Source organism: Agromyces sp. NPDC058136, assembly GCF_042884375.1.
Classification (GTDB): Bacteria; Actinomycetota; Actinomycetes; order Actinomycetales; family Microbacteriaceae; genus Agromyces.
Map to the genome: position 1 here is coordinate 167,756 of NZ_JBHVUA010000007.1, position 25,734 is coordinate 193,489.

Genomic DNA, 25,734 nt, shown 5'->3' on the forward strand with positions numbered 1-25,734 from the left:
TAATGGGAGGGTGACGAGCACCTCAATCACTTATCAGGCGAGCGCGCCCGTGATCAATCGACCGAACACCGTTGCCGTGGGCACGATCGTGTGGCTGGGCAGCGAGGTCATGTTCTTCGCCGGCCTCTTCGCGATCTACTTCACGCTGCGGTCGACGTCGCCCGAGCTCTGGGCGTTCGAGGCCGATCGACTCAACTTCCCGTTCTCGCTGACGAACACGATCATCCTCGTGCTGTCGTCGTTCGCTTGCCAGTTCGGCGTGTTCGCGGCGGAGCGCATGCAGCCGTACGCGACCGGCGCGTGGTACAACGTCGCGAAGTGGGGCATGGTCGAGTGGTTCTTCCTCACCTTCGCCATGGGCTCGATCTTCGTCGCCGGCCAGGTCTGGGAGTACGCGACCCTCGTCTCCGAAGGCATCGCGATCGACTCCAACGCCTACGGCTCCGCCTTCTACCTGACGACCGGCTTCCACGGCCTCCACGTCACCGGCGGCCTCATCGCGTTCCTCCTCATCATCGGCCGCGTGTTCGCGGTCAAGAACTTCGGACACCGCGAAGCCACGAGCGCGATCGTCGTCTCGTACTACTGGCACTTCGTCGACGTCGTCTGGATCGGCCTCTTCCTCGTCATCTACGTCCTGAAGTAAGCCGCCCCGAGAAGCGTCAGCCCCTATGCCCGTGAACAGGAAGAACCACATGACTCGCTCGAAGCGACGCGCCGGCCGCCGGCACCCGCTCGCCACCGCCGCGCTCCTCGCGCTCGGCCTCGTCTTCACCGGCGGCGCCTACGCAGCACTCAGCACCGGCACCGTCGCCCAGGCCGAAGTCGACCCGAACTCGCAGCAGACCATCGAAGAGGGCAAGAAGCTCTTCCAGGCGAACTGCGCCACCTGCCACGGCCTCGAGGCCCAGGGCACCGAGAACGGCCCCAGCCTCGTGGGCGTCGGCGCCGCCTCGGTCGACTTCCAGGTCGGCACCGGCCGCATGCCGATGCAGATGCAGGGCCCGCAGGCTCAGCAGAAGCCCGTGCAGTTCACCGACGAGCAGGTCAAGCAGCTCGCGTACTACGTCGCCTCGCTGGGCCCCGGCCCCGAGATCCCGAGCGACCACCTCGTCAACGGCGGCGGCGACGCCGCGAACGGTGCCGAACTCTTCCGCATCAACTGCGCGATGTGCCACAACGTCGCCGGTGCCGGCGGTGCGCTGACCGAGGGCAAGTTCGCTCCCCCGCTCACCGACGTCTCGGGCGTCCACATCTACGAGGCCATGGTCACGGGCCCGCAGAACATGCCGGTGTTCAACGACCTGAACATCTCGCCCGAAGACAAGCGCGACGTCATCACGTACCTCAAGTACGTCCAGGACAACCGTTCACCCGGCGGATTCGAGCTCGGCTCGCTCGGCCCGGTCGCGGAGGGTCTGTTCATCTGGATCTTCGGTCTCGGCGCGATCGTCGCGATCACCGTGTGGATCACGGCGAAGTCCAACTAGCGCACACCCGGCACTGAAGAAGCTACGAAGGAGAACCATGGCACAGGACGACCACAGCGGCGCGGAAATCGCCGCTGCCGACTCGTCGCACGCCGCGCACGATTCAGCCGTCTCGCCGGGTACTGCGGTCATCGCCGCCGACGCGTTCGAGAACCCCGGATTCCCGCCGCACCGACCCCGCGTCACTGACGAAGACCCCAAGCGCGAGAAGCGCGCCCAGCGCACGGTCTACACCCTGTTCTACCTTTCCATCTTGGGCAGCGTCTGGGCGATCGCCGCCTACATGCTGTTCCCGATGGAGTCGAACAACGTCGGCGACGTCCGCCTGAACAACATGTTCATCGGCCTCGGCGCGACGCTGGCCCTGTTCGGCATCGGTTTCGGTGCGGTGCACTGGGCGAAGGCGATCATGACCGACGTCGAGCTCGCCGACGAGCGTCACCCGATCGGCGGCTCCCCCGAGACGCAGGCGGCGGCCGCGAAGGTCTTCGCCGACGCCGACCGCGAGTCGGGCTTCACCCGTCGTGCGGCGATCCGCAACAGCCTCATCGGCGCCCTGCTGGTGTTCCCGCTGCCGGCCGTCGTGCTGTTCCGCGGCTTCGCCCCGCAGGACCAGATCCCCGTCGAGCTCCTCAGCCACACCATGTGGAAGAAGGGCACGCGCCTCGCGCTCGACCCCTCCGGCACCCCGATCAAGGCCTCCGACGTCACCATCGGCAGCGCCTTTCACGTGATCCCCGAGGGCCTCAGCGAGCTCGAGCACGGCAAGCTCGAAGAGAAGGCGAAGGCAGCCGTGCTGCTCATGCGCCTCAACCCCGATGAGCTCAACGAGCTCCCCGACCGCGAGTCCTGGTCGTACGAGGGCATCGTCGCGTACTCGAAGATCTGCACCCACGTCGGCTGCCCGGTGGCGCTGTACGAGCAGCACACGCACCACCTGCTCTGCCCCTGCCACCAGTCGCAGTTCGACGTGGCGAACCACTGCGAGGTCATCTTCGGCCCGGCCAAGCGGCCGCTGCCGCAGCTGCCCATCGCCGTCGACGACGAGGGCTACCTCATCGCGCAGAGCGACTTCACCGAACCCGTCGGCCCGAGCTTCTGGGAGCGCCATTGAGCACCGCACCGTCCGCCACCGCGCCGCAGAAGCGGTCGTTCACCGCGGCAGCCTCCGTCTACGTCAACGAACGGACGAGTGTCGCCGGCTTCGTCAAGGAGCTCGGTCGCAAGGCGTTCCCCGACCACTGGTCCTTCCTCCTCGGTGAGGTCGCGCTCTTCGCGTTCGTCGTGGTGCTCATCTCGGGTACCTTCCTGACGTTCTTCTTCCAGGCCTCCATGGCCGAGGTCCACTACGACGGCTCGTACGTGCCGCTCAAGGGCGTCGAGATGTCGGTCGCGATGGCGTCGACCCTCGACATCTCCTTCGACATCCGCGGCGGTCTCTTCGTCCGTCAGATGCACCACTGGGGCGCGCTGCTCTTCGTGGCGGCAATCGGCCTGCACATGCTCCGCATCTTCTTCACGGGCGCATTCCGCAAGCCGCGCGAGCTGAACTGGGTGATCGGCTTCATCCTCTTCATCCTCGCGATGGCCGAGGGCTTCACCGGCTACTCGCTCCCCGACGACCTCCTCTCGGGCAACGGCCTCCGCATCATCGACGGCATGATCAAGGGCATCCCCCTGATCGGCACGTGGACCTCGTTCCTCCTCTTCGGCGGCGAGTTCCCGGGCACCGCGATCGTCGGCCGCCTCTACACGCTGCACATCCTGCTGCTCCCCGCCCTGGTGGTCGCCCTCGTGGCCCTCCACCTCGTGTTCGTGGTCGTGCACAAGCACACCCAGTACGCGGGCCCCGGCAAGACGCAGCAGAACGCGGTCGGCCCGCCCATCCTCCCGATCTACGCGGCCAAGGCCGGCGGGTTCTTCTTCATCGTCTTCGGTGTGCTCGCGCTCATCGCCTCGATGTTCACGATCAACCCGATCTGGAACTACGGCCCGTACGACCCGTCCCCCGTCTCCGCCGGTACCCAGCCCGACTGGTACATCGGCTTCGCCGACGGCGCCCTGCGTCTCATCCCGCCGGGCTGGGAGTTCGTCTGGCTCGACCGCACCTGGTCGTTCAACATCATCGTGCCGCTCGTCGTGCTCGGCGGGTTCATCGTGACGGTGCTGATCTACCCGTTCATCGAGGCCTGGGTGAAGGGCGACAAGCGCGAGCACCACATCGCCGACCGTCCGCGCAACGCCCCGACGCGTACCGCGATCGGTGCCGCGGGCGTCACGTTCTACGCCGGCCTCTGGGCAGCGGCGAGCTCCGACATCCTCGCGACGCACTTCTCGCTCACCATGGAGGGCGTGATCCACGCACTCCAGGCGACCGTCATCATCGGCCCCTTCATCGCGTACTTCATCACGAAGCGCGTCTGCATCGCCCTGCAGAAGAAGGACCGCGAGATCGTGCTGCACGGCTTCGAGTCGGGCCGCATCGTCAAGCTCCCCGGTGGCGAGTTCATCGAGGTGCACCAGCCGCTCGACGAGTACGAGCGCTGGCGCCTGGTGAGCTTCGAGAGCTACGAACCGCTCATGATCCGCCCGAACGCTCGCGGCAAGATCACGGTCGGTCAGCGCATCCGCGCCTCGCTCTCGCGCTGGTTCTTCGAGGACCGCATCGCGCCGGTCTCGAAGGGCGAGCTCGAAGCCGGCCACGGCGAGCACCACTGACGCACGCACCACACAGTTCCGGGCACCGAACCATGTCGATCGACTCGACCTGGCTTCGGTGCCCGAACTGTTTCCACGACCTCTCACCCGTCGACGAGCGCACCCTCGGCTGCGACTCGGGGCATCGATTCGACCGCTCGAAGTACGGGTACGTGACGCTGCTGCCTCCGAAGGCGCCGCGCACGATCGGCGACGACCCAGCGATGCTTCGCGCCCGCGCCGAGCTGCTCGGCAGCGGCGCCTACTCCCCCATCTCCGACGCCATCATCGACGTCGTCCGCGGCGCAGCGGCGACGAGTGCGGCCCCCGACGACGCTCTCCGCATCGCCGACCTCGGCTGTGGCACCGGACACTACTCTGCGGAGCTCGCGACCGCGTTCCCCTCAGGCGAGTTCCTCCTGGCCGACCGTTCACCCGATGCGGTGCGCGCGAGCCTTCGGACGCTGCCCTCGGCGACCGGCGTCGTGCTCGACATCTGGCGCCCGCTCCCGGTACGCGACCGCAGCGTCGACGTCATCCTCAACGTGTTCGCTCCGCGCAACCTCGAGGAGTTCGCACGCGTCCTCCACCCCGACGGAGTGATCGTCACCGTCGTGCCGACCGAACGGCATCTCGCCGAGCTGCGCCGCGACGGACTCGTGCTCGACATCCCGAGCGGCAAGTCCGACCGGCTCGTCGATCAGTTCGCCGAACTCGAGTTCGCCGTGCGCGAGCGGCGCGTCGTCGAGTACCGACTCGACGCCGGCGAGGCCACCAGACTCCGAATCGCCGAGATGGGACCGTCGGCCCACCATCGCCCCGACGACGATGGCGCTGCGTCGGGTACCGAGGTTGCCCCCGCCGGTTCGTCTGCGCCCGACGTCGAGCCCGTGACCATCTCGGTCGACGTGCTCGTGTTCGCGCGCACACTCGCCGCAGGCTGAGACGACTGGCTGCATTCGCCCGTGCGGCGGCGGCAGGTGGCCCAGACTGATCCTGTGGACGACTGCTGCGGATCTCCCGCGCCCGACGAACACCCCGGCGTCGATCGCTACGATGCCGTCTTCGATGCGCGCTTCGCGCAGCGGATGGCCCGTCGCTACACGAGACACGGCCCGAGCGAGCCCGAGCGCCGAATGCTCGCCTTCCTGACCGACGAGGTCGGAGTCGTCGGGTCGCGCGTCCTCGAGATCGGCGGCGGCGTCGGTGAGTTGCAGCTTGCGCTGCTCGCCCGAGGCGCCACAAGCGCTGAGAATCTCGAACTCTCCTCGGCATACGAATCACAGGCTGCCAGGCTTGCGAACGAGGCCGGGGTCGCCGATCGGGTGACGCGAAAGGTCGGCCTGGACCTGGCCGAACACCCCGATGCCGTCGATCGCGCCGACATCGTGCTCCTGCACCGGGTCGTCTGCTGCTATCCCGACGCAGACCGACTGCTCGCAGCTGCCGCCGACGCCGCCCGCCGCGCGCTCGTCTTCACCCACCCGCCGGTGACGCGCATGACCAGGTTCGCGGTGGCGGCGGAGAACCTGATGATGAGACTCATCGGCCGGAGCTACCGCGGCTACGTCCACTCCCCCGAGTCGATGATCGACGTCCTCGCCCGCCATGGTCTGCGCACCGAGCTCCGGGAACGGGACGGCGCCTGGTGCGTCGTCGGCGCCCGGCGCTGAGGTCAGTTCCGCAGCAGGCGGTCGCCGACCGGAGGCCGCCGAGTGCGCCTGAGTACGACGAAGCCCCCGGCGCCGTGAGGCGACCGGGGGCTTCGAGGTATCGAGGCTCAGCGGGCGAAGTTGCCGCGGTAGTACTCGTAGACCCAGCCGACGAGGCTGATGAGGCCGATGCCGACGGCGATGAACGAGATCCAGAACCCGACCGCGAGGCCGAGGAACAGGAGCGCGGCCGCACCGGCGAGCATGATCGGCCACCAGCTCCACGGGCTGAAGAAGCCGAGTTCGGCGTCACCGTCGTCGATGTTGGCGTCGAGGCGGTCCTCAGGGAGCTCAGCGCCCTGCGCCTTGTGCACGCGGCCGAGGTAGAAGGCGATGAAGCCCGACAGGATCGCGGTCAGCGTGATCGTGACGGTGCCCGCCCACTCGGGGTGGTTGAGCCCGTGCGCGGCGTTGTCGGCCCAGCTCCAGGCGGCGTACACGCCGGCCATGATCACGAAGAAGACCGTCAGGATCCAGAACAGGATGACGTTGGCGCGCATTACTTGATCTCCTCCGTGGCGGCGTCGTACGTCGGTGCCTCAGGGGCGTCCTTCGCAGGGCCGATGCCGACCGGGATGCCGGCCTCGGGGTGGTTCAGGTCGAACGCGGGACGCTCGGAGCGGATGCGCGGGATCGACGTGAAGTTGTGGCGCGGCGGCGGGCAGCTGGTCGCCCACTCGAGCGAGCCGCCGTAGCCCCACGGGTCGTTGACCGTGACCTTCGGCGCGCGACGTGCCGTGATGTAGACGTTCAGGAAGAACGGGATGAGCGAGATGGCGAGGATGAAGGCGCCGATCGTCGACAGCTGGTTCATCCAGGTGATGTTGTCTTCAGGCAGGTACGAGTAGTACCGGCGCGGCATGGCGACGACACCGAGCCAGTGCTGCACGAGGAACGTCGTGTGGAAGCCGATGAACAGCAGCCAGAAGTGCCACTTGCCGAGCGTCTCGTTCAGCATCTTGCCGGTCCACTTGGGCCACCAGAAGTAGAAGCCGGCGAACATCGCGAACACGACGGTGCCGAACACCACGTAGTGGAAGTGGGCGACGACGAAGTACGTGTCGGACACGTGGAAGTCGAGCGGCGGCGACGCGAGGATGACACCGGTCAGACCACCGAACACGAAGGTGATGAGGAAGCCGAGCGACCAGATGAGCGGCGTCTCGAAGGTGATCGAGCCTCGCCACATCGTGCCGACCCAGTTGAAGATCTTCACACCCGTCGGAACGGCGATCAGCATCGTCATGAGGGCGAAGAAGGGCAGCAGCACCGAGCCGGTGACGTACATGTGGTGGGCCCACACGGTGACCGAGAGCGCAGCGATCGCGATCGTCGCGTAGATGAGGGTCTTGTAGCCGAAGATCGGCTTGCGGCTGAAGACCGGGAAGATCTCGGAGACGATGCCGAAGAACGGCAGCGCGATGATGTACACCTCGGGGTGGCCGAAGAACCAGAAGAGGTGCTGCCACAGGATGACGCCGCCGTTGGCGGGGTCGTAGATGTGGGCACCGAACACGCGGTCGGCGGCGGCGGCGAGCATCGCGGCGGCGAGCACCGGGAACGCCATCAGCACGAGGATCGAGGTGACGAGCGTGTTCCAGGTGAAGATCGGCATGCGGAACATGGTCATGCCGGGGGCGCGCATCGTGATGATCGTGGTGATGAAGTTCACCGCACCGAGGATGGTGCCGAAGCCCGAGAGGCCGAGGCCGATCATCCAGAGGTTGCCGCCGACACCCGGTGAGAAGGTGGTCGACGCGAGCGGCTGATATGCGAACCAACCGAACGAGGCGGCACCCTGCGGGGTGAAGAAGCCGGCGACCGCCATGAGCGAACCGAAGTTGAAGAGCCAGTACGCGAAGGCGTTGAGTCGCGGGAACGCGACGTCGGGCGCACCGATCTGCAGCGGCATGAGCACGTTCGCGAAGCCTGCGAAGAGCGGCGTCGCGAACATGAGGAGCATGATCGTGCCGTGCATCGTGAACAGCTGGTTGTACTGCTCGCGGGTCTGGATGAGCTCCAGGCCGGGCTCGAAGAGCTGCGCGCGGATGATGAGGGCCATCACGCCGCCGATGCAGAAGTAGATGAAGGCGGTGATCAGGTACATGTACCCAATGACCTTGTGGTCGGTGGACGTGATCCACTTCACGAGGACGTTGCCCTTGCGTTCGACCTTCGAGGCGCCGAACGGCAGGCTGCTCGACTGAGGTCGAGCCGGTGCGGTCGTGGTGCTCATTCGGCTTCGTGCTCCTCGTTCAGTTCGGGCGCGCCCGTACCGGGCAGGTTCTGGTTGCGGTCGTACTCGCTCGACAGCTGGCCCTCCTGGCCGGCGTCGCGCAGCGACTCGATGTACTTCTCGTACTCGGCCTCCGACACGACCTCGACGTTGAAGAGCATGAGCGAGTGGTACTCGCCGCAGAGCTCGGCGCACTTGCCGGCGTAGGTGCCCTCGCGCTCGGGGACGAACGACATGTAGTTCGTCTTGCCCGGGAACATGTCCTTCTTGTAGAGGAAGTCGACGACCCAGAACGAGTGGATCACGTCGCGCGACTCGAGCTCGATCTCGACGTTCTTGCCGACGGGCAGGTACAGGGTCGGCAGCTCCGACTGGACGAGCGAGCCCTTGGGGCCCTCGTCGTCGAGCTGGCCCTGGATGCCGGGCGAGTACACGTCTTCGTTCACGTAGTTGAAGTCCCACGCCCACTGCTTGGCGATGACCTCGACCTTGACGTCGATCTCGTCTTCCGCGAAGCGCTGCTCGATCGCCTGCTGGTCACGCGCGGTGAACGCGAAGAACCCCAGCACGAGGATGAGCGGGATGATCGTGTAGAACACCTCGATGGGCATGTTGTACCGCAGCTGCACGGGCAGGCCGGTCTGGCCCTTCCGGCGGCGGTACGCGATGACGGCCCAGATCGTGAGACCCCAGGTGATGACACCGACGATGAGGAGCACGATCCACGAAGTGACCCACAGACCCGAGATGCGCTCGGTGTGGTTCGTGACGGGGGCTTCACCCTCGACGAAGCCTGGGAGGAATCCGTTCAACTGAGCCTGCGTGCACCCGGCGAGGACGAGGCTGAGTGACGCTGCGATCGGAATAGCAGCCCATCGGAGACGGCGATTGTGGCGCACCGGTGACCTTTCGGGAGACTCGAAGGCGCTTCACAGCGAAGCGCATTGATCGTTGTCTAGCCTACTCCGACTCCACGCCCGAGGTGTGCACCGAAGGGCGGTGTCGGGCGCGCCGCGCCCTGAAAACACCCTTCGATCTGCAGAAAACACGAAAGGAGGCCGCTTTCACGGCCTCCTCTCGGGATGTTGTGCGAGCGCTCAGTGGAACGAGTCACCGCATGCGCAGCTGCCCTGCGCGTTGGGGTTGTCGATCGTGAAGCCCTGCTTCTGGATCGAGTCCTCGAAGTCGATCGAGGCGCCGTCGAGGTACGGCACGCTCATCTTGTCGACGACGACCTCGACGCCCTCGAAGTCGACGACCGCGTCTCCGTCGAGCAGTCGCTCGTCGAAGTAGAGCTGGTAGATCAGCCCGGAGCATCCGCCGGGCTGCACCGCGACGCGGAGGCGCAGGTCTTCGCGACCCTCCTGCGCGAGCAGGCTGCGCACCTTGTCGGCGGCGGGGTCGCTCAGCTTCACGCCGTGCGTGCTGTCGGTGATCGTGTCGCTCATGTCTCTCCTTGATGCGTCAGGAAACGCCTGATCTCATCCAATGGTAACCGCCGTGAGCTGCACGGCGGCAGGGAACGGCCGGGAATATCCCGGCCGGCCTCACTCCCCCGTGCGCGCGTCGAGCCGTGCGAGGAACAGGGCCTCCGCGAGCAGCGCGCGCTGGAAGACACCGAGGTGCAGCGACTCGTTGGGGCTGTGGGCCCGCGAGTCGGGGTCTTCGACGCCCGTCACGAGGATCTGCGCCTGCGGGAACTCGTCGACGAGTTCGGCGATGAACGGGATGGAGCCGCCGACGCCGATCTCGACGGCGGGCTTGCCCCAGGCGTCCTCCATGGCGCCACGGGTCTCCTCGACCGCCCAGCCGCTCGTGTCGACGAGGAAGGGCTGACCGGTGTCGACGTCCTCGAAGGTGAGGCGGGCGCCGAAGGGGGCATTCCGCTCGAGGTGGGCGCGGATCGCCTCGTACGCCTCGCGGGCGTCCTGTCCGGGGGCGACCCGGGCGCTCACGCGCACGCGCACACCGGGCACGAGCGTGTTCGAGGCGTTCGCGATGTCGGGCGCGTCGATGCCCGTGATCGTGATCGCCGGCTGCGACCAGATGCGCGAGAGGATCGTGTCGTTGCCGATGGGGGCGACGCCGTCGAGCAGGCCCGTCTCGGCGCGCAGCTGCGCCTCGTCGTACGCGGGCGTCTCGAGCCCGGCCGAGGTGAGCCCGTCGACCGCGACCGAGCCGTCGGCGGCCCAGAGCGTGTCGAGCAGACGGATCGCCGCGAGCATCGCGTCGGGCACCGCGCCGCCGAACATCCCCGAGTGGGAGGCGTGCGCGAGCGTGTCGATACGCAGGTTGAAGGCGACCGCGCCGCGGAGGGCGACGGTGATGGCGGGGGTCTCGAGGTCCCAGTTGCCGGAGTCGGCGACGATGATCGCGTCGGCCGCGAGCAGTTCGCGGTGCGCGTGCAGGAAGTTGCCGAACGACTGCGAGAGGTACTCCTCCTCGCCTTCGATGAAGAGCGCGATGCCGAGGTCGAGGTCCGTTCCGAGCACCTCGGTGAGGGCGCGGATCGCGCCGACGTGCGCCATGATGCCGGCCTTGTCGTCGGCTGCGCCGCGACCGTAGAGGCGGTCGCCGCGAAGGGTCGGCTCGAACGGCGCCGAGTCCCAGTCCTCGTCCTTCCCGGGGGGCTGCACGTCGTGGTGCGCGTAGAGGAGCACGGTCGGGCGGCCGTTGCGGGCGGCGCGGTGCGCGATGACCGCGGGCGAGCCGAGCTGCGGGTCGGCGTCGTGCTCGGCGCCCGCGACGGGCGCGCGGCGCACGTCGACGAGGTCGAACACCCCGAGTCCGCGCACGAGCTCGGCGACGGCGTCGGCGCTCGCCTGCAGGTTGGCGGGATCGAAGGCGGGCCACGAGACGGAGGGGATCTTCACGAGTCGCGTCAGGTCGGCGATCGTCGTGGGGAACCCGGCTTCGACGGCGGAACGGATCGCGTCGACCTGCGGGTTCGCCGCATCGGTCTCAGCGGCGTTGGGGAGAGAGTCGGTCATGCCGGTAATCTTAAAGGCAACCGATTCGAGGACCCCGTGGCAAAGCAACCCAACAGCACCGAGCCGAGCGCCGAGACGCTCGAAGAGACCCAGGCCCGCCTGAAGAGCGGCGGCAAGGGCACCCCCACCCCGACCCGCGCCGAGCGCGAGGCTGCGAACAAGCGCCCACTCGTGCCGAACGACCGCAAGGAAGCGGCGAAGCAGGCGCGCGTCAAGGCGGCCGACGCCCGCGAGCGCGCCCGTGTGGGCATGGCGATGGGCGATGAGAAGTACCTGCCCATGCGCGACCGCGGCCCGCAGAAGAAGTACGTGCGCGACTACGTCGACGCGCGGTTCAGCATCGGCGAGGTGCTCATCCCCGTGATGTTCGCCGTCATCATCCTGACGTTCATCCCGAGCGCCGAGGTGCAGGCCATCGGCATCATGTCGCTGTGGGCCTTCTTCCTCGTCGCGGTGCTCGACGTCGTGATCCTCGGCTTCATCCTCACCAAGAAGCTCAAGGCGAAGTTCGGCGAGGACAAGGTCGAGAAGGTGCGCTGGTACGCGGCGATGCGTGCGCTGCAGCTGCGCCCCCTGCGCCTGCCGAAGCCCCAGGTCAAGCGACGCCAGTACCCCGCCTGATCGATTCGCACATCGAGGATGCCATGTGGCCGGCCGGCCACGTGGCATCCTCGCGTTTCGGGCTCGATCAGGCGCGCTGGTAGGCGCCCCGCCTGATGAGCGGCACCCGGACCTCTTCGTCGCTGAGCGAGCCGTGCTGGCCGATCATGGCCTCGGCCTGCCGGTCGGCGACGCGGCGGTCGTAGTAGGCGATGCCCGAGCGGGCGGCGACGAGGAGGTCGCCGATGCGGGGCGCGGCGACCGGGTCGACGTCGCCGAAGAGGCCCGTGGCGATCGCCTCGTCGCGGGTGGCGACCCAGCTCCGCTGCGACTCCGACTCGCGCCAGCGCTCGACGAGCTGCGCCCGCGCGGCGTCGTCGAGCTCGGGTTCGAAGTAGAGGTGGAGGAACCGCGGCTCTCCCCCGACATGCCTGACGCCGTCGACGAGCTCGGGCTTCTGGTCGACGAAGACCTGCCGATGGGCCGGGACGTCGACCACGCCGTGGTCGGCGGTGACGAGGAGGCCCGTGCCCCGTGGCATCCGCTGCTCGAATCGTGAGATCTCGCCGTCGAGCTGTTCGAGGAGGCCGAGCCAGCGGTCCGACTCCCAGCCGTACGCGTGGGCGGCCTGGTCGAGTTCGGGGATGTAGAGGTACATCAGCGCAGGCGCACCGGAGTCGAGCACCTCGAGCGCGGCGTCGAAGCGGTCGCCCATGCTCGTGCCCGGCAGGTAGCGCGCACCGCGCAGCACCGCCCGGGTGAAGCCCGAGTCGGCGTACCGGGGGGCGCCGATCGCGACGGCGTCGATGCCGGCGGCCGTCGCCTCCTCGAAGATCGTGGGGCGCAACTGCCAGGTCTCGGGGCGCATGCCGGCGTCCCAGCCGTTGAGCTGGTTCACGAGGCGGTCGTGGGCGGCGTCGAGGGTGCGGTAGCCGACGAGTCCGTGGGCTCCCGGCATGGTGCCCGTGGTGAGGCTCGCGAGGGCCGCGGCCGTCGTGGAGGGGAAGACGGTGTGGATGACGTCGCGCTTCGCCATCGCTCCGGCGAGGTGGCGGGCGTGTCCGGCGCGCTGACGGAGGTTCGCGGCGCCGAGCCCGTCGACGAGCACGACGACCGCGCTGCGGGCCGGCGCGAGGTCGAGCGGATTCGGCACCCCGGCGAGGCTCGCGAGCGAACTGCCGAGCACCGCGGTGAGGCGCGGGGCGGTGTCGGCGGGCACGGGTAGCATGGCAGACATCGCGCCCAGTCTGGCACAGGCCGGGCGCGCCCCCGTTCCCCCGCGTGCCCCGCACGCACGGCACAGAAACCACGGATGACCCGAGCCAGATCGCAGTCCGCCGACGAACCCATCGTCGAGCACATCGAAGACGTCGACGTCGCCACCGAGATGCAGGGATCGTTCCTCGAGTACGCCTATTCGGTGATCTACTCGCGGGCGCTCCCCGACGCCCGCGACGGGCTGAAGCCCGTGCAGCGGCGCATCCTCTACCAGATGAGCGAGATGGGCCTGCGGCCCGACAAGGGCCACGTCAAGTCGGCCCGCGTCGTCGGCGAGGTGATGGGCAAGCTGCACCCGCACGGCGACACCGCCATCTACGACGCGCTCGTGCGCATGGCGCAGGCCTTCACCCTCCGCGTGCCGCTCGTCGACGGCCACGGCAACTTCGGTTCGCTCGACGACGGGCCCGCCGCCCCGCGCTACACCGAGGCGCGCCTCGCCTCGACCGCGCTCGCGATGACGGACGGCCTCGACGAAGACGTCGTCGACTTCGTGCCGAACTACGACAACCAGCTCACCCAGCCCGAGGTGCTGCCCGCCGCCTATCCGAACCTGCTCGTGAACGGCGCCGCCGGCATCGCGGTCGGCATGGCGACGAACATGGCCCCGCACAACCTCATCGAGGTCGTCGGCGCCGCCCGTCACCTCATCGCGAACCCCGACGCGACCCTCGACGAGCTCATGGAGTTCGTGCCCGGCCCCGACCTGCCGACGGGTGGCACGATCGTCGGCCTCGCCGGCATCCGCGACGCGTACGCGACGGGCCGCGGCAGCTTCAAGACGCGTGCGAAGGTCTCGGTCGAGCAGATCACCGCTCGCAAGACCGGCCTCGTCGTCACCGAACTGCCCTACCTCGTCGGCCCCGAGAAGGTCATCGAGAAGATCAAGGACGGGGTGAACGCCAAGAAGATCAACGGCATCTCCGACGTCACCGACCTCACCGACCGCACGAACGGGCTGCGGCTCGTCATCGGCATCAAGACCGGGTTCAGCCCCGACGCGGTGCTCGAGCAGCTCTACCGGCTGACCCCGCTCGAGGACTCCTTCAACATCAACAACGTCGCCCTCGTCGACGGCGGCCCGCAGACCCTCGGTCTCCGCGAGCTGCTGCAGGTGTACGTCGGCCACCGCATCTCGGTCGTCACGCGGCGTTGCGAGTACCGTCTCGCACGTCGTCGCGAACGGCTGCACCTCGTCGAGGGCCTGCTCATCGCGATCCTCGACATCGACGAGGTCATCCAGCTCATCCGCGGCTCCGACGACACGGCCGCCGCCCGCAGCCGCCTGATGGAGGTCTTCGACCTCAGCCAGGTGCAGGCCGAGTACATCCTCGAGCTGCAGTTGCGCCGCCTCACGAAGTTCTCGCGCATCGAGCTCGAGGCCGAGCGCGACAAGCTGCGCGCAGAGATCGAGGAGCTCGAGGCGCTGCTCGCGAGCCGCCACCGCATCGAGGCGCTCGTCTCCGACGAGCTCGCCGAGACGGCCGAGCGGTTCGGCACCCCGCGCCGCACGCTCCTCACCGATGCCCGCCCGTCGATCGCGGGCGCTGCAGCCAAGCGGGCGGCGGCCGCTGCGCTCGAGGTGGCGGATGTCCCGTGCCGCGTCTTCCTCTCGGTGACGGGCCGCATCGCCCGCGTCGACCTGCCCGAGGGCCCCGAGGGCGCGCCGTCGATCACCGTCCCCGCGCGCCGCAGCAAGCACGACGCGATCCTCTCCTCGCTCGACACGACGAGCCGGGCGGAGATCGGCGCCGTCACGAGCCGCGGGCGCCTGATCCGGTTCACCCCGGTCGACCTGCCGATGCTGCCGCCCACCTCGGTGCAGCTCGGCGCCGGCGTGAAGGTGGCCGACTATCTCGCGCTGCCGAACCGCGACGAGCACATCCTCGCGCTCGTCTCGCTCGGCTCCGATCGTTCGATCGCCATCGGCACGAAGCAGGGCGTCGTCAAGCGCGTCGCGACCGGCGCGTACCCGAACAAGCCCGAGTTCGAGGTCATCGGCCTCAAGGCGGGCGACGAGGTCGTCGGCGCCGTTCAGGGCGACGAGAGCGATGAACTCGTGTTCGTCGCCTCCGATGCGCAGCTGCTGCGCTTCTCCGCGAGCTCGGTGCGCCCCCAGGGCTGCCCTGCCGGCGGCATGGCCGGCATCAACCTCGGTTCGGGGTCGCACGTCATCCACTTCACGAGCGTGCCCGCCGAGACGGCGGCCGAGTCGGTCGTCGTCACGGTGGCCGCATCGACCGACACCCTGCTCGGCACCGACCCCGGCAGCGCGAAGGTGAGCGACTTCGCCGAGTTCCCGGCGAAGGGCCGGGCGACCGGCGGGGTGCGAGCCCAACGGTTCCTCAAGGGCGAAGACGCACTGCACCTCGCCTGGGTCGGCCCTGCCCCCGCTCTCGCGGTCGGGCCCGACGGCTCGGCGCGCGAGCTGCCCGACTCGGGCGCGAAGCGCGACGGGTCTGGGCAGCCGCTCGAATCGGTCGTCGCCGCGGTGGGCCGCCGGGTCGGCTGACCCGGCCGACGCCTCCGACGAACGCTGAAGGGCGGGCACCCGATCGGGTGCCCGCCCTTCTCGCGCTCGCTTTCGCGTTCGCGGTCGTTCGCGCTCGTTTCGCGAGCGAGCGTACGCCGCGCCTCAGGCGTCGATGCGGTCGCGCTCGAGCGCGTCGGCGCTCTCGATGATGAACTCCTTGCGGGGGGCGACCTCGTTGCCCATGAGCAGTTCGAACACGCGGCCGGCGTTCTCGGCGTCGCCGATGCCGACCCGGCGAAGGGTGCGGTGACGGCGGTCCATCGTGGTCGTGGCGAGCTGGTCGGCGTCCATCTCGCCGAGACCCTTGTACCGCTGGATCGGGTCTTGGTACCGCTTCTTCTGCTTGTCGAGCCCGGCGAGCACGCCCTTCAGCTCGGCCTCGGAGTACGTGTAGATCGTCTCGTTCGGCTTCGAACCCGGGTTCATCACGACGACGCGGTGGAGCGGCGGCACGGCGGCGAAGACGCGCCCCTCTTCGATCATGGGTCGCATGTACCGGAAGAAGAGGGTGAGCAGCAGCGTGCGGATGTGCGCACCGTCGACGTCGGCATCGGCCATCAGGATGACCTTGCCGTAGCGCGCCTGCGACAGCTCGAAGCTGCGCCCCGAGCCCGCGCCGATGACCTGGATGATCGAGGCGCACTCGGCGTTGCCGAGCATGTCGGAGACGCTCGCCTTCTGCACGTTGAGGATCTTGCCGCGGATCGGCAGCAGCGCCTGGTGCTCGCTGTCGCGCGCGAGCTTCGCGGTGCCGAGGGCCGAGTCGCCCTCGACGATGAAGAGCTCGCTGTGCGCGACGTCGTTCGAACGGCAGTCGACGAGCTTCGCCGGCAGCGAGGAGCTCTCGAGCGCGTTCTTGCGACGCTGGGTCTCTTTGTGGGCGCGCGCGGAGATGCGCGACTTCATCTCGGCGACGACCTTGTCGAGCAGGAGCGCCGCCTGCGTCTTGTCGTCGCGCTTCGTCGACGAGAAGCGGGTGCCGAGCTCTTTCGTGAGCACGGACGAGACGATGTTGCGCACGGCGGGGGTGCCGAGCACCTCCTTCGTCTGGCCCTCGAACTGCGGCTCGGGCAGGCGCACGGTGATGACCGCGGTGAGGCCGGCGAGCACGTCGTCCTTGTCGAGCTTGTCGTTGCCCGCCTTGAGGCGGCGCGCGTTCTGCTCGACCTGCTGGCGCAGGAACTTCAGCAGCCCCTGGTCGAAGCCGGCCTGGTGGGTGCCGCCCTTCGGGGTGGCGATGATGTTGACGAACGAGCGCACGACCGTGTCGTAGCCGGTGCCCCACCGCAGCGCGATGTCGACCTCGCAGGTGCGGGTGAGCTCGGTCGGCACCATCGCACCGCCCTCGGTCAGCACGGGCACCGTCTCGGTGAAGTTGCCGCTGCCGGTGAGCCGCCAGATGTCGGTGATGCCCGAGTCGGGAGCGAGGTGGTCGACGAACTCGGAGATGCCGCCCTCGAACTGGAACGAGGTGGTGTGCGGGGTCTCGCCGCGCTCGTCGGTGACGTCGATCGCGAGGCCGGGAACGAGGAACGCCGTCTGCCGGGCGCGCCCGAGCAGCTCGTCGGTCTGGAACTCGGCGCCCTTCGTGAAGATCTGCCGGTCGGCCCAGTAGCGGATGCGCGTACCGGTGACGCCCTTCTTGACCTTGCCGACGACCCGTAGCTCGCTGCGCTCCTCGAACGGCGTGAACGGCGCGTCGGGCGAGGGCGCCCCCGAATCGGCGAAGATGCCGGGCTCGCCGCGGTGGAACGACATCGCCCAGGTCTTGCCGTCGCGGTCGACCTCGACGTCGAGCCGCTCGGAGAGGGCGTTCACGACCGAGGCGCCGACGCCGTGCAGGCCGCCCGACGCGGCGTAGGAGCCGGACCCGAACTTGCCGCCGGCGTGCAGCTTCGTGAAGACGACCTCGACGCCGGTGAGCCCCGTCTTCGGTTCGACGTCGACGGGGATGCCTCGGGCCTGGTCGCGCACCTCGACGCTCCCGTCGGGGTGGAGGAGCACGCCGATGTCGGAACCGTGGCCGGCGAGCGCCTCGTCGACGGAGTTGTCGATGATCTCCCAGAGGCAGTGCATGAGACCGCGCGAGTCGGTCGAACCGATGTACATGCCGGGTCGCTTGCGCACCGCCTCGAGCCCTTCGAGGACGGAGAGATGGCGTGCGGAATAGTCGGAGCTCACGTCGAACAAGCCTAGTGAGCGCGACCGACACCGAAGTGCAGGCGCTACGCGCTGAGCGAAATGCCCTGTCGCATGGAAGGGAGGTGCTCCCCCACGTGTTTTCATTGATGAACGGACATTCATGAGCACGGAGGAGGAGCCATGACCCAGTACACCGAGACCACCGGTGCGGTCGATGAACTCGAGACCCCCTACGAGCTCACCGCGCTCGACCGCTGCGACGCCTGCGGCGCGCAGGCCTATATCCGCGTCGTCGTCGCGAGCGGCGAACTGCTGTTCTGCGCCCACCACGGCCGCAAGCACCAGGAGAAGCTCTCGCAGATCGCGCACTCGTGGCACGACGAGTCGTCGCGCCTCCTGGCCGACGACAAGCGCTGAACGGCCGACCGACCATACGCGAAACGCCCCGGGTGACCGGGGCGTTTCGTCGTTTCGGGGGTGGGTCGATTCAGAGGGCGGATGCCTCGACCCCAGCCGCACGCGTCTGCGCGTCGCGGGCCGTCGCGGCGTAGGCGTCGACCTCGGCCGTGCGCCCGCCGGGTGAGTACACCTCACCGGCGCGCTCGGCCATGACGCCGAGGAGGTGGTCGGCGAAGCGGGGGTTCTTCGCGAGGACCGGCCCGTGCAGGTGCGTGCCGAAGACGGCGCCCATGACGACGCCCTCCTGACCGGAGTCGCGCCCGTTGCCCTCGCCCGAGCGTACGCGGCCGAGCGGCGATCCCTCGGCGCCGAGGTAGTCACGGGCATGGTTCTCGAACCCGACGAGCGCGCCGAAGAGCGGCGACTTCACAATGAGGTCGCCCGTGACGCGGCCGTCGCGGGGCACCGCGCGCCCCGGCAGGATGCCGAGACCTTCGATGCTGCGGCCGCCGGCCGTCTCGATGCCCCAGCTGAGCAGTTCCCATCCGGTGCCGACCGCGAGGATCGGCACGCCCTCGGTGCCCCAGCGGCGGAGCTCGTCGTGCATGCCGAGGAGCAGCTCGCGGCTCGTCTCGAGGGAGGCGTCGCTGCCCGAGCCGAGCACGACGGCGTCGACCCGCTCGGGCAGCGCCGAGCCATCGTCGACCGCGATCACCTCGGCGTCGAGCCCGGCCCAGCGGGCGCGCTGCGCGAGCACGGCCGCGTTCTGCGCGTCGCCGTTCGTGTTCTGCAGCGTCGGCAGGAGGGAGACGATGGTGAAGGTCATTCCGTTCCCGTCAGTCCGAGGTGGGCGCGCGTGCGGCGCATCGAGTCGGCGGAGAAGACGATCGTCTTCACCCCGCGTTCGGGTGCGGGGGCCGCGAGGAAGTCGTCGAGCGCGACGCCGAGCTCGGGCTCGACCCGGTCGATCTCGACCCCGTCGTACGCGAGCATCAGTGCGGCCTCGGCGGCCTTCGAGCCGCTCACGATCTTCACGCGGTCGAGCGACGAGGCGTCGGCGGGCCAGAAGTAGGACGGGTCGCGCACGTCGGAGCCGATCGCGAACAGGATGTCGCTCGTGCCGGGCTCGATGCTGTCGACGTTCAACTGGTAGCTGGCCGGGTTCTGCACGAGCACGAACTCGACCTCCTGACCGCGCACGGTGACCCGCTCGCCGCGGCCGAACACCGCCGGGATCGCGCTGAGCGCACGTGCCGCCGTCTCGGCGGAGAACCGCTCGCCGAGGACGGCCTGCGCCGTCGCGTATGCGGCGGCCGCATCGACGGCGTAGTGGATGCCGCGTGCCGGAAGCCCCGCCCGCACCTCGGCGCCGCGGTCGTCGAGCACGACCTGGCGCCCCTCGACCGCGTCGATGACGAGCCCGTCGCCGGGCTGCAGACGTCGTTCGGCGGTCTCGGTGTACCCGAGCCCGCGAGGAGCCGAGTCGAGCACCGCCTGCGATACGCCGAAGCGGCGCACCGAGACCTCCGGCCGGAGCTTCTCGGCCAGACGCTCGAGGTACGCGTCGTCGGCGTTCACGACGACCGCCTCACCGGCGCGGGCCGCGATGCGGCCGAGCATGTCGGCCACCATCTCCGAGTCGTGGAACCGGTCGATCTGGTCGACCATGACGTTCGTGAGCGCGACGACACGGGCGTCGACGCCCTGCATGACGAGGGCGCCGTGGCCCTCGTCCATCTCGAGCACGGCGACCTCACCGGGCACGCGGCCCAGCCAGTCCGCCTGCTCGAGCAGCGCCGAGGTGAGGCCCTGGCTGATGTTCGCCGTCGACGGATTCGTGAAGACGTCGACGCCGTGCTCGCGGAGGATCGCGACGAGCATCTTCGTCGTCGTCGACTTGCCCGCCGACCCCGAGACCACGACGAGCCCCTGCGGGAAACCCGACAGCGTGCGCTTCAGGTAGTTCGGGGCGATGCGGTTGACGACGAGCCCGGGAACCGCAGAGCCGCCGCCCGGCTTGCGCAGCCGGGCGGCGAATCTGGTGAGTCTGCCGACGAGGATCGCCGGCCCGTAACGCAGGGATCCAGATGGCACCGGCGGCCTACTCGAGGTAGTCGCGCAGCGACTGCGACCGCGACGGGTGGCGGAGCTTCGCCATCGTCTTCGACTCGATCTGGCGGATGCGCTCGCGCGTCACGCCGAAGGTGTCGCCGATCTGGTCGAGGGTCTTCGGCATGCCGTCGCCGAGGCCGAAGCGCATGCGGATGACGCCCGCCTCGCGCTCGCTCAGCGAGTCGAGCAGCGACTCGAGCTGCTTCTGCAGCATCGTGAAGCCCACCGCGTCGGCCGGGACGACCGCTTCGGTGTCTTCGATGAGGTCGCCGAACTCGCTGTCGCCGTCTTCACCGAGCGGGGTGTGCAGCGAGATCGGCTCGCGGCCGTACTTCTGCACCTCGATGACCTTCTCAGGGGTCATGTCGAGTTCGCGGCTCAGCTCTTCGGGCGTGGGCTCGCGCCCCAGGTCCTGCAGCATCTGACGCTGCACGCGGGCGAGCTTGTTGATGACCTCGACCATGTGCACGGGGATGCGGATGGTGCGGGCCTGGTCGGCCATCGCGCGGGTGATCGCCTGACGGATCCACCACGTCGCGTAGGTCGAGAACTTGAAGCCCTTCGTGTAGTCGAACTTCTCGACCGCACGGATGAGACCCAGGTTGCCCTCTTGAATCAGGTCGAGGAACTGCATGCCGCGACCCGTGTAGCGCTTGGCGAGCGAGACGACGAGACGCAGGTTCGCGCCGAGCAGGTGGCTCTTCGCACGCTGGCCGTCCTTTGCGACCCACTGCAGCTCGCGACCGAGCTGCGAGCGCTTCTCGGCGTCGGTCATCGCCGACAGCTTCTCCTCGGCGAAGAGGCCCGCCTCGATGCGCATCGCGAGCTCGACCTCTTCGGCCGCGTTCAGGAGCGCAACCTTGCCGATCTGCTTCAGGTAGTCCTTGACGGGGTCGGCCGTCGCGCCGGTGATCGCCGACGAGTACACGGGCACTTCGTCTTCGTCGTCGGTCGCGCGCAGCACGAGTGCGCCCGTCGGGTGCGGGTCGACCGCGATGGGCTTCGCGTCCTCGTCGGACGCGTCATCGGCGTCGTCGGCGACCTCGACCTCGTCGAGCTCGGCCGGGTCGACCTCGTCCTCGTCGTCGTCGGATGCCTTCGCCTTGCCGCGGGGCTTCGCAGGGGCCTTCGCCTTCGCCGTCGCGGTGCGCGGCGTCTTCGATGCCGTCGTCGTCTTCGCCGCGGTCTTCGCGGCGGGCGCCTTGCTCGCGGTCGACTTCGCGGCGGTCTGGCGCTTCGCGGCGGGCGCCTCGGCCTCGTCGGCCGCCTTCGCCTTCGTCGTTGCCATACGTATGAACCTCTCCTACCGTCGGCCGGCGTGCGCCCTCGTCGGAGGGTGCGGCTCGTGCTGTCGGTCCGGTCGTTTTCGGACACTATGAGGACCCATGTCAAGTCCGCGTGAATGGTTCGACCGATATCGAACCCGCGAACCCGAACGGGTCCTGCCTTAATTATACAGACGCGCAGCCGCGTCCGTGCACGTTCGACACCCCGGCGTTCAGGATCTTCAACACCGATCGGAAGCGGAGAATTCCCGCGTGCCGGCTCGTCGGGCCGTCAGGCGGTTCTCGGCGGTTCGTCGTCGCGCGAACGACGGAAGGCGAGGAACTTCTCGAGCTCTGCGGCGATCTCGTCGGCGCTCGGCAGCTCGCCGTCCTCGTCGGTGAGGGGCGAGCGCAGCGTCGTTCCCTCCATGTAGGCGTCGTGGCGCTCCTCGAGCGTGCCGACGAGCTTCGCGAGCTCGCCGTTCTCGGCGACCTGCTCGTCGATGCGGGCGAGGAACTCGCGCCCCTGCGCGCGCAACGCGTCGGTCGGGAAGATCCGGCCGGTCGACGCGCTGATCGCCTCGAGCGCCGCGACCGCCGCCGACGGGTACTCGGCGTCGGCGAGGTAGTGCGGGATGAGCAGCACGAAGCCGGTCGTCGGATGGCCGAGCTCGGCGAGCTTGAACTCGATGAGGTGCAGGGCGTTCGACGGCACCTGCGTCGTGGGCCGCCACACCGACATGGTCTCGATGAGCTCCTCACGGTTTCCGCTGACGGTGACCCGGATCGGCCGGGTGTGCGGCACGGGCATGGGGATCGAGTTCACCCAGGTCGTCGACGCGACTTGCAGTTCGTCGATGAGCTGCAGCACCGCGGTGCTGAACGCCTCCCAGCGGAAGTCCGGCTCGAACCCGGTGAGGAGGAGGAACGGCCGGCCGAGCTCGTCGCGCGCGAGTTCGAGCGCGAGCCGCGGCGGCGTGTAGTCGGTCAGGTGGTCGCCGTCGAAGAGGATGATCGGGCGCCGCGCGCGATAGTCGAGGAGCTCGTCGATGTCGAAACTCGCGACGACCGTCGTCTCGAGGGTCTCGCGCAGGTACTCGGTCGTCTGCGCGACCGCGCCGCCCGCGTCGGCCGAGCCGGTGAGGCCCGCGACGAGCGGCAGCCCCGGGGGAACCGAGACCTCGGCGTTCAACTCGTACAGGGAACGGGGATCGCGCATGATTCCAGCCTACTGACGCCGCTCGCGCCCCCTCCCGCCGGAGGCGCAGGGCGTTGATGCCCAGAGCGAACACGTACCATCGGGAGACATGACCGTTCCCACGCTCTCCGTCACCACCTCCCCCGCTCCCGCAGCCGACGCCGACGTCGTGCTGCTCGTCGCCACGAAGGGCGCCGACCGCGCCGAGCTCCTCGGCGCCGACGGTTTCGAGTGGGTCGGACCCCAGCTCGTCGCGCTCGGCGCGACGGGCGCGAGCGACGAGCTGACGCGCCTGCCGGGCATCGAGGGCGGCCCCCGCGTCGTCGCAGTGGTCGGCGTCGGCGAGCAGGCGGATGCCTCGGGCCTCCGCCGTGCGGCCGGCTCCGCCGTGCGCCGCCTCACCGACACCGCCTCGGTCGCGATCGGCTCACTCGTCGACGACGCCGCGCAGGCCGCAGCCCTCCTCGAGGGCGCCGCGCTCGGCGCGTACGCCTACGACGAGTACCGCACCGAGGCGAAGCCGTCGGTCTCCCGCATCGCGCTGCACAGCACCTTCGACGCCGAAGCGATCGGCCTCGACCGCATCACCTCGGTCGTCGCCGCGGTCGCCCGCACGAAGGACCTCGTGAACGCCTCGCCCTCCGAGCTCTACCCCGAGAGCTTCGCCGCGCTCGCCGTCGAAGCGGCCGACGCCGTCGGCGTGACGAGCCGCGTGTGGGACGAAGCAGGGCTCGTCGAAGACGGCTTCGGCGGCATCACCGGGGTCGGGCAGGGCTCCAGCCGCGGCCCGCGGCTCGTGCGCCTCGAATGGGCTCCCGACGGGGCATCCACCCATCTCGCCTTCATCGGCAAGGGCATCACCTTCGACTCGGGCGGCCTCTCGCTGAAGCCGGCCACCTCGATGGTGGGCATGAAGACCGACATGGCGGGCGCCGCCGCCGTGCTCTCGTCGATCGTCGCGATCGCGGAGCTCGGCCTGCCCGTCCGCATCACCGGCTGGCTCTGCCTCGCCGAGAACATGCCCTCCGGCACCGCGATCCGCCCGAACGACGTCCTCCGCATCCGCGGCGGCAAGACCGTCGAGGTCACCAACACCGACGCCGAGGGCCGCCTCGTCCTCGCCGACGCCCTCGTCGCCGCGAGCGAGGAGCAGCCCGACGCGATCATCGACGTCGCCACCCTCACCGGCGCCCAGGTCGTCGCGCTCGGCCACCGCATCACCGGCCTCATGGGCGACGACGAGCTCGTCGCCCGCGTGCGCTCCGCGGCCGATGCCGTCGACGAGAGCACCTGGCCGATGCCGCTGCCCGGCGACCTCCTCCCGCTCCTCAAGTCCGACGTCGCCGACCTCATGAACACGAAGCTCGGAATGACGGTGCCCGGCATGCTCCTCGCGGGCGTGTTCCTGCAGCAGTTCGTCGGCAAGCAGGGCGACTCCGACCGCCGCATTCCGTGGGCGCACCTCGACATCGCGGGCCCCGCGCACAACAGCGGTTCGGGGTGGGGATTCACCGGCACGGGCGCGACCGGAGCCGCCGTTCGCACGCTCGTCGCACTGGGCGAGGACTTCTCAACCAAGTAGTAAGGTCGTATGGGCGAGAACGTCGCCCATACGCCCTGCCGCGGCGACACGCCTGCGGTGGTCCGTGACGCAGATCAGATGCGCAAGGGAGATTGCGGTTGTCCGAGCAGAACTTTGACATGGTCGTCCTCGGCGGAGGCAGCGCGGGTTATGCCGCTGCGATTCGCGCCGTCGAACTCGGACTCACCGCGGTGGTGATCGAGAAGGGCAAGCTCGGCGGCACATGTCTCCACCGCGGCTGCATCCCGACGAAGGCGCTGCTGCACGCGGCCGAGGTCGCCGAGGTCTCGAAGGACACCGCCAAGTACGGCGTCAAGACCGCGTTCGAGGGCATCGACATCAACGCCGTCTCGGCGTACCGCGAGGGCATCGTCGCGAGCAAGTGGAAGGGCCTGCAGGGCCTCCTCAAGGCCCGCGGCATCCCCGTGGTCGAGGGCGAGGGTCGCCTCGTCGCACCCAACACGGTGCAGGTCGGCGACGACCGCTACGTCGGCAAGAACGTCGTGCTCGCCACCGGCTCGTACTCGCGCTCGCTGCCCGGCCTCGAGATCGGCGGCCGCGTGATCACGAGCGAGCAGGCTCTCGAGCTCGACTTCGTCCCGAAGAAGGTCGCCGTCCTCGGCGGCGGCGTCATCGGCGTCGAGTTCGCGAGCGTCTGGCGCTCCTTCGGCGCCGAGGTCACGATCATCGAGGCGCTCCCCCACCTCGTCCCCAACGAGGAGGAGTCGATCTCGAAGCAGCTCGAGCGCGCGTTCCGCAAACGCGGCATCGACTTCTCGCTCGGCATCCGCTTCCAGAGCGTCACCCAGAACGAGCAGGGCGTCGTCGTCACCCTCGAGAACGGCGCGACGTACGAGGCCGAGCTGCTGCTCGTCGCCGTCGGCCGCGGCCCCTCGACCCAGGGACTCGGCTTCGAAGAGGTCGGCGTCTCGATGGACCGCGGCTTCGTGCTCACGAACGAGCGCCTCGCGACGAACGTGCCCGGCGTCTACGCCGTCGGCGACATCGTCCCCGGCCTCCAGCTCGCGCACCGCAGCTACCAGCAGGGCATCTTCGTCGCCGAGGAGATCGCGGGGCTCAACCCGATCGTCGTCGACGACGTGAACGTCCCGAAGATCACCTACTGCGAGCCTGAGGTCGCTTCGGTCGGCTACACCGAGGCCAAGGCGGCCGAGAAGTTCGGCGCCGAGCAGATCAGCTCCTACGACTACAACCTCGCGGGCAACGGCAAGTCGAGCATCCTCGGCACCGGCGGCTCGGTGAAGGTCGTGCGCGTGAACGACGGCCCCATCGTCGGCGTGCACATGATCGGCGGCCGCGTCGGCGAGCTCATCTCGGAGGCGCAGCTCGCCGTGAACTGGGAGGCGTACCCCGAGGACATCGCCCCCTTCATCCACGCGCACCCGACGCAGGCCGAGGCCTTCGGCGAGGCCGTGCTGAAGCTGGCGGGCAAGCCGCTGCACGCCATCTGAGTCCCGCTGCCCGCCAATTACGACTGCA

The 25,734-nt window shown here is 69.0% G+C and carries 22 protein-coding genes; 11 read left to right on the forward strand and 11 right to left on the reverse strand.

The genetic code is table 11. From position 1 onward, the window contains the following. The first annotated feature begins 10 nt into the window (after positions 1-10). Genes ACFVTX_RS17785 through ACFVTX_RS17810 form a run of 6 tightly spaced genes read left to right on the forward strand, consistent with a single transcriptional unit; the run spans position 11 to position 5,860 of the window. Positions 11-646, forward strand: a complete 636-nt coding sequence (locus ACFVTX_RS17785) for a heme-copper oxidase subunit III (protein WP_157424496.1) — start codon at positions 11-13, stop codon at positions 644-646. 49 nt (positions 647-695) lie between these two features. Then, positions 696-1,490 (forward strand): c-type cytochrome, encoded by a 795-nt coding sequence (locus ACFVTX_RS17790; RefSeq protein ID WP_386902488.1) that lies wholly within the window; start codon positions 696-698, stop codon positions 1,488-1,490. A gap of 37 nt (positions 1,491-1,527) precedes the next feature. Then, positions 1,528-2,604, forward strand: coding sequence for a Rieske 2Fe-2S domain-containing protein (locus ACFVTX_RS17795; protein ID WP_386902490.1), 1,077 nt, complete (start codon positions 1,528-1,530; stop codon positions 2,602-2,604). Beyond that, on the forward strand, positions 2,601-4,208 hold the full coding sequence (locus tag ACFVTX_RS17800) for a cytochrome bc complex cytochrome b subunit (RefSeq protein WP_386902492.1): 1,608 nt from the start codon (positions 2,601-2,603) through the stop codon (positions 4,206-4,208). The genes ACFVTX_RS17795 and ACFVTX_RS17800 overlap by 4 nt, the downstream gene beginning before the upstream one ends. A 32-nt stretch (positions 4,209-4,240) precedes the next feature. Next, positions 4,241-5,131: a methyltransferase domain-containing protein gene (locus ACFVTX_RS17805; RefSeq protein ID WP_386902494.1), complete on the forward strand. Its 891-nt coding sequence runs from the start codon at positions 4,241-4,243 to the stop codon at positions 5,129-5,131. A gap of 21 nt (positions 5,132-5,152) precedes the next feature. Next, entirely contained in the window at positions 5,153-5,860 is a 708-nt protein-coding gene (locus tag ACFVTX_RS17810) for an SAM-dependent methyltransferase (protein ID WP_386902496.1), read from the forward strand. Between the two features lie 107 nt (positions 5,861-5,967). On the opposite strand, the gene ACFVTX_RS17815 is transcribed toward ACFVTX_RS17810, so the two are convergent. The 5 genes from ACFVTX_RS17815 to ACFVTX_RS17835 form a co-directional block, all read right to left on the reverse strand. Next, positions 5,968-6,399, reverse strand: coding sequence for a cytochrome c oxidase subunit 4 (locus ACFVTX_RS17815; protein WP_386902498.1), 432 nt, complete (start codon positions 6,397-6,399; stop codon positions 5,968-5,970). Next, the gene (ctaD, locus tag ACFVTX_RS17820; RefSeq protein WP_386902500.1) at positions 6,399-8,135 is read right to left on the reverse strand and encodes a cytochrome c oxidase subunit I; all 1,737 of its coding nucleotides are present in this window, start codon (positions 8,133-8,135) and stop codon (positions 6,399-6,401) included. The genes ACFVTX_RS17815 and ctaD overlap by 1 nt, the downstream gene beginning before the upstream one ends. Continuing rightward, positions 8,132-9,034 (reverse strand): cytochrome c oxidase subunit II, encoded by a 903-nt coding sequence (coxB, locus tag ACFVTX_RS17825; RefSeq protein WP_386902502.1) that lies wholly within the window; start codon positions 9,032-9,034, stop codon positions 8,132-8,134. Before coxB ends, ctaD begins: the two co-directional genes overlap by 4 nt. 198 nt (positions 9,035-9,232) lie before the next feature. Further along, the gene (gene erpA, locus ACFVTX_RS17830; protein ID WP_386902504.1) at positions 9,233-9,583 is read right to left on the reverse strand and encodes an iron-sulfur cluster insertion protein ErpA; all 351 of its coding nucleotides are present in this window, start codon (positions 9,581-9,583) and stop codon (positions 9,233-9,235) included. 99 nt (positions 9,584-9,682) lie between these two features. Beyond that, on the reverse strand, positions 9,683-11,125 hold the full coding sequence (locus ACFVTX_RS17835) for a dipeptidase (protein WP_386902506.1): 1,443 nt from the start codon (positions 11,123-11,125) through the stop codon (positions 9,683-9,685). Positions 11,126-11,161: 36 nt separating this feature from the next. Between ACFVTX_RS17835 and ACFVTX_RS17840 the strand changes: the two genes are divergently transcribed. Continuing rightward, positions 11,162-11,746 (forward strand): DUF3043 domain-containing protein, encoded by a 585-nt coding sequence (locus ACFVTX_RS17840; RefSeq protein WP_386902508.1) that lies wholly within the window; start codon positions 11,162-11,164, stop codon positions 11,744-11,746. Positions 11,747-11,813: 67 nt separating this feature from the next. Here ACFVTX_RS17840 and ACFVTX_RS17845 read toward each other — a convergent pair whose 3' ends face one another. Then, positions 11,814-12,962 carry an alkaline phosphatase family protein gene (locus ACFVTX_RS17845; RefSeq protein WP_386902510.1) on the reverse strand — a complete coding sequence of 383 codons (1,149 nt, stop codon included), beginning with the start codon at positions 12,960-12,962 and terminating at the stop codon, positions 11,814-11,816. Positions 12,963-13,037: 75 nt separating this feature from the next. Here ACFVTX_RS17845 and ACFVTX_RS17850 point away from each other — a divergent pair, with 75 nt between their 5' ends. After that, the gene (locus tag ACFVTX_RS17850; RefSeq protein ID WP_386902512.1) at positions 13,038-15,515 is read left to right on the forward strand and encodes a DNA topoisomerase (ATP-hydrolyzing) subunit A; all 2,478 of its coding nucleotides are present in this window, start codon (positions 13,038-13,040) and stop codon (positions 15,513-15,515) included. A gap of 123 nt (positions 15,516-15,638) precedes the next feature. Here ACFVTX_RS17850 and ACFVTX_RS17855 read toward each other — a convergent pair whose 3' ends face one another. Next, positions 15,639-17,717, reverse strand: a complete 2,079-nt coding sequence (locus ACFVTX_RS17855; RefSeq protein ID WP_386902514.1) for a type IIA DNA topoisomerase subunit B — start codon at positions 17,715-17,717, stop codon at positions 15,639-15,641. Between the two features lie 141 nt (positions 17,718-17,858). On the opposite strand from ACFVTX_RS17855, the gene ACFVTX_RS17860 reads away from it, so the two are divergent. Beyond that, on the forward strand, positions 17,859-18,095 hold the full coding sequence (locus ACFVTX_RS17860) for a hypothetical protein (protein ID WP_022887733.1): 237 nt from the start codon (positions 17,859-17,861) through the stop codon (positions 18,093-18,095). Between the two features lie 70 nt (positions 18,096-18,165). Here the strand turns inward: ACFVTX_RS17860 and ACFVTX_RS17865 are convergent, their stop codons facing one another. From ACFVTX_RS17865 to ACFVTX_RS17880, 4 genes are all read right to left on the reverse strand, one after another. Continuing rightward, entirely contained in the window at positions 18,166-18,903 is a 738-nt protein-coding gene (locus tag ACFVTX_RS17865) for a type 1 glutamine amidotransferase (RefSeq protein WP_386902516.1), read from the reverse strand. Continuing rightward, on the reverse strand, positions 18,900-20,171 hold the full coding sequence (locus ACFVTX_RS17870; protein WP_386902518.1) for a Mur ligase family protein: 1,272 nt from the start codon (positions 20,169-20,171) through the stop codon (positions 18,900-18,902). Before ACFVTX_RS17870 ends, ACFVTX_RS17865 begins: the two co-directional genes overlap by 4 nt. Positions 20,172-20,178: 7 nt before the next feature. After that, the gene (locus tag ACFVTX_RS17875) at positions 20,179-21,477 is read right to left on the reverse strand and encodes an RNA polymerase sigma factor (protein ID WP_386902520.1); all 1,299 of its coding nucleotides are present in this window, start codon (positions 21,475-21,477) and stop codon (positions 20,179-20,181) included. A gap of 269 nt (positions 21,478-21,746) precedes the next feature. Further along, positions 21,747-22,673, reverse strand: coding sequence for a proteasome assembly chaperone family protein (locus ACFVTX_RS17880; protein WP_386902522.1), 927 nt, complete (start codon positions 22,671-22,673; stop codon positions 21,747-21,749). 88 nt (positions 22,674-22,761) lie between these two features. On the opposite strand from ACFVTX_RS17880, the gene ACFVTX_RS17885 reads away from it, so the two are divergent. Next, a complete protein-coding gene (locus tag ACFVTX_RS17885; RefSeq protein WP_386902524.1) occupies positions 22,762-24,234 on the forward strand; it encodes a leucyl aminopeptidase in 1,473 nt (490 codons plus the stop codon). Between the two features lie 98 nt (positions 24,235-24,332). Continuing rightward, complete coding sequence (lpdA, locus tag ACFVTX_RS17890) at positions 24,333-25,706, forward strand: dihydrolipoyl dehydrogenase (protein WP_386902526.1); 1,374 nt, start codon at positions 24,333-24,335, stop codon at positions 25,704-25,706. The last annotated feature ends 28 nt before the right edge of the window (positions 25,707-25,734 follow it).

Coding starts and splice junctions, on each gene's coding strand:
- ACFVTX_RS17790 (WP_386902488.1), top strand. CDS start 696: ATGACTCGCTCGAAGCGACGCGCCGGCCGCCGGCACCCGCTCGCCACC.
- ACFVTX_RS17795 (WP_386902490.1), top strand. CDS start 1,528: ATGGCACAGGACGACCACAGCGGCGCGGAAATCGCCGCTGCCGACTCG.
- ACFVTX_RS17805 (WP_386902494.1), top strand. CDS start 4,241: ATGTCGATCGACTCGACCTGGCTTCGGTGCCCGAACTGTTTCCACGAC.
- ACFVTX_RS17815 (WP_386902498.1), bottom strand. CDS start 6,399: ATGCGCGCCAACGTCATCCTGTTCTGGATCCTGACGGTCTTCTTCGTG.
- ctaD (WP_386902500.1), bottom strand. CDS start 8,135: ATGAGCACCACGACCGCACCGGCTCGACCTCAGTCGAGCAGCCTGCCG.
- erpA (WP_386902504.1), bottom strand. CDS start 9,583: ATGAGCGACACGATCACCGACAGCACGCACGGCGTGAAGCTGAGCGAC.
- ACFVTX_RS17835 (WP_386902506.1), bottom strand. CDS start 11,125: ATGACCGACTCTCTCCCCAACGCCGCTGAGACCGATGCGGCGAACCCG.
- ACFVTX_RS17845 (WP_386902510.1), bottom strand. CDS start 12,962: ATGTCTGCCATGCTACCCGTGCCCGCCGACACCGCCCCGCGCCTCACC.
- ACFVTX_RS17850 (WP_386902512.1), top strand. CDS start 13,038: ATGACCCGAGCCAGATCGCAGTCCGCCGACGAACCCATCGTCGAGCAC.
- ACFVTX_RS17860 (WP_022887733.1), top strand. CDS start 17,859: ATGACCCAGTACACCGAGACCACCGGTGCGGTCGATGAACTCGAGACC.
- ACFVTX_RS17865 (WP_386902516.1), bottom strand. CDS start 18,903: ATGACCTTCACCATCGTCTCCCTCCTGCCGACGCTGCAGAACACGAAC.
- ACFVTX_RS17875 (WP_386902520.1), bottom strand. CDS start 21,477: ATGGCAACGACGAAGGCGAAGGCGGCCGACGAGGCCGAGGCGCCCGCC.
- ACFVTX_RS17880 (WP_386902522.1), bottom strand. CDS start 22,673: ATGCGCGATCCCCGTTCCCTGTACGAGTTGAACGCCGAGGTCTCGGTT.
- ACFVTX_RS17885 (WP_386902524.1), top strand. CDS start 22,762: ATGACCGTTCCCACGCTCTCCGTCACCACCTCCCCCGCTCCCGCAGCC.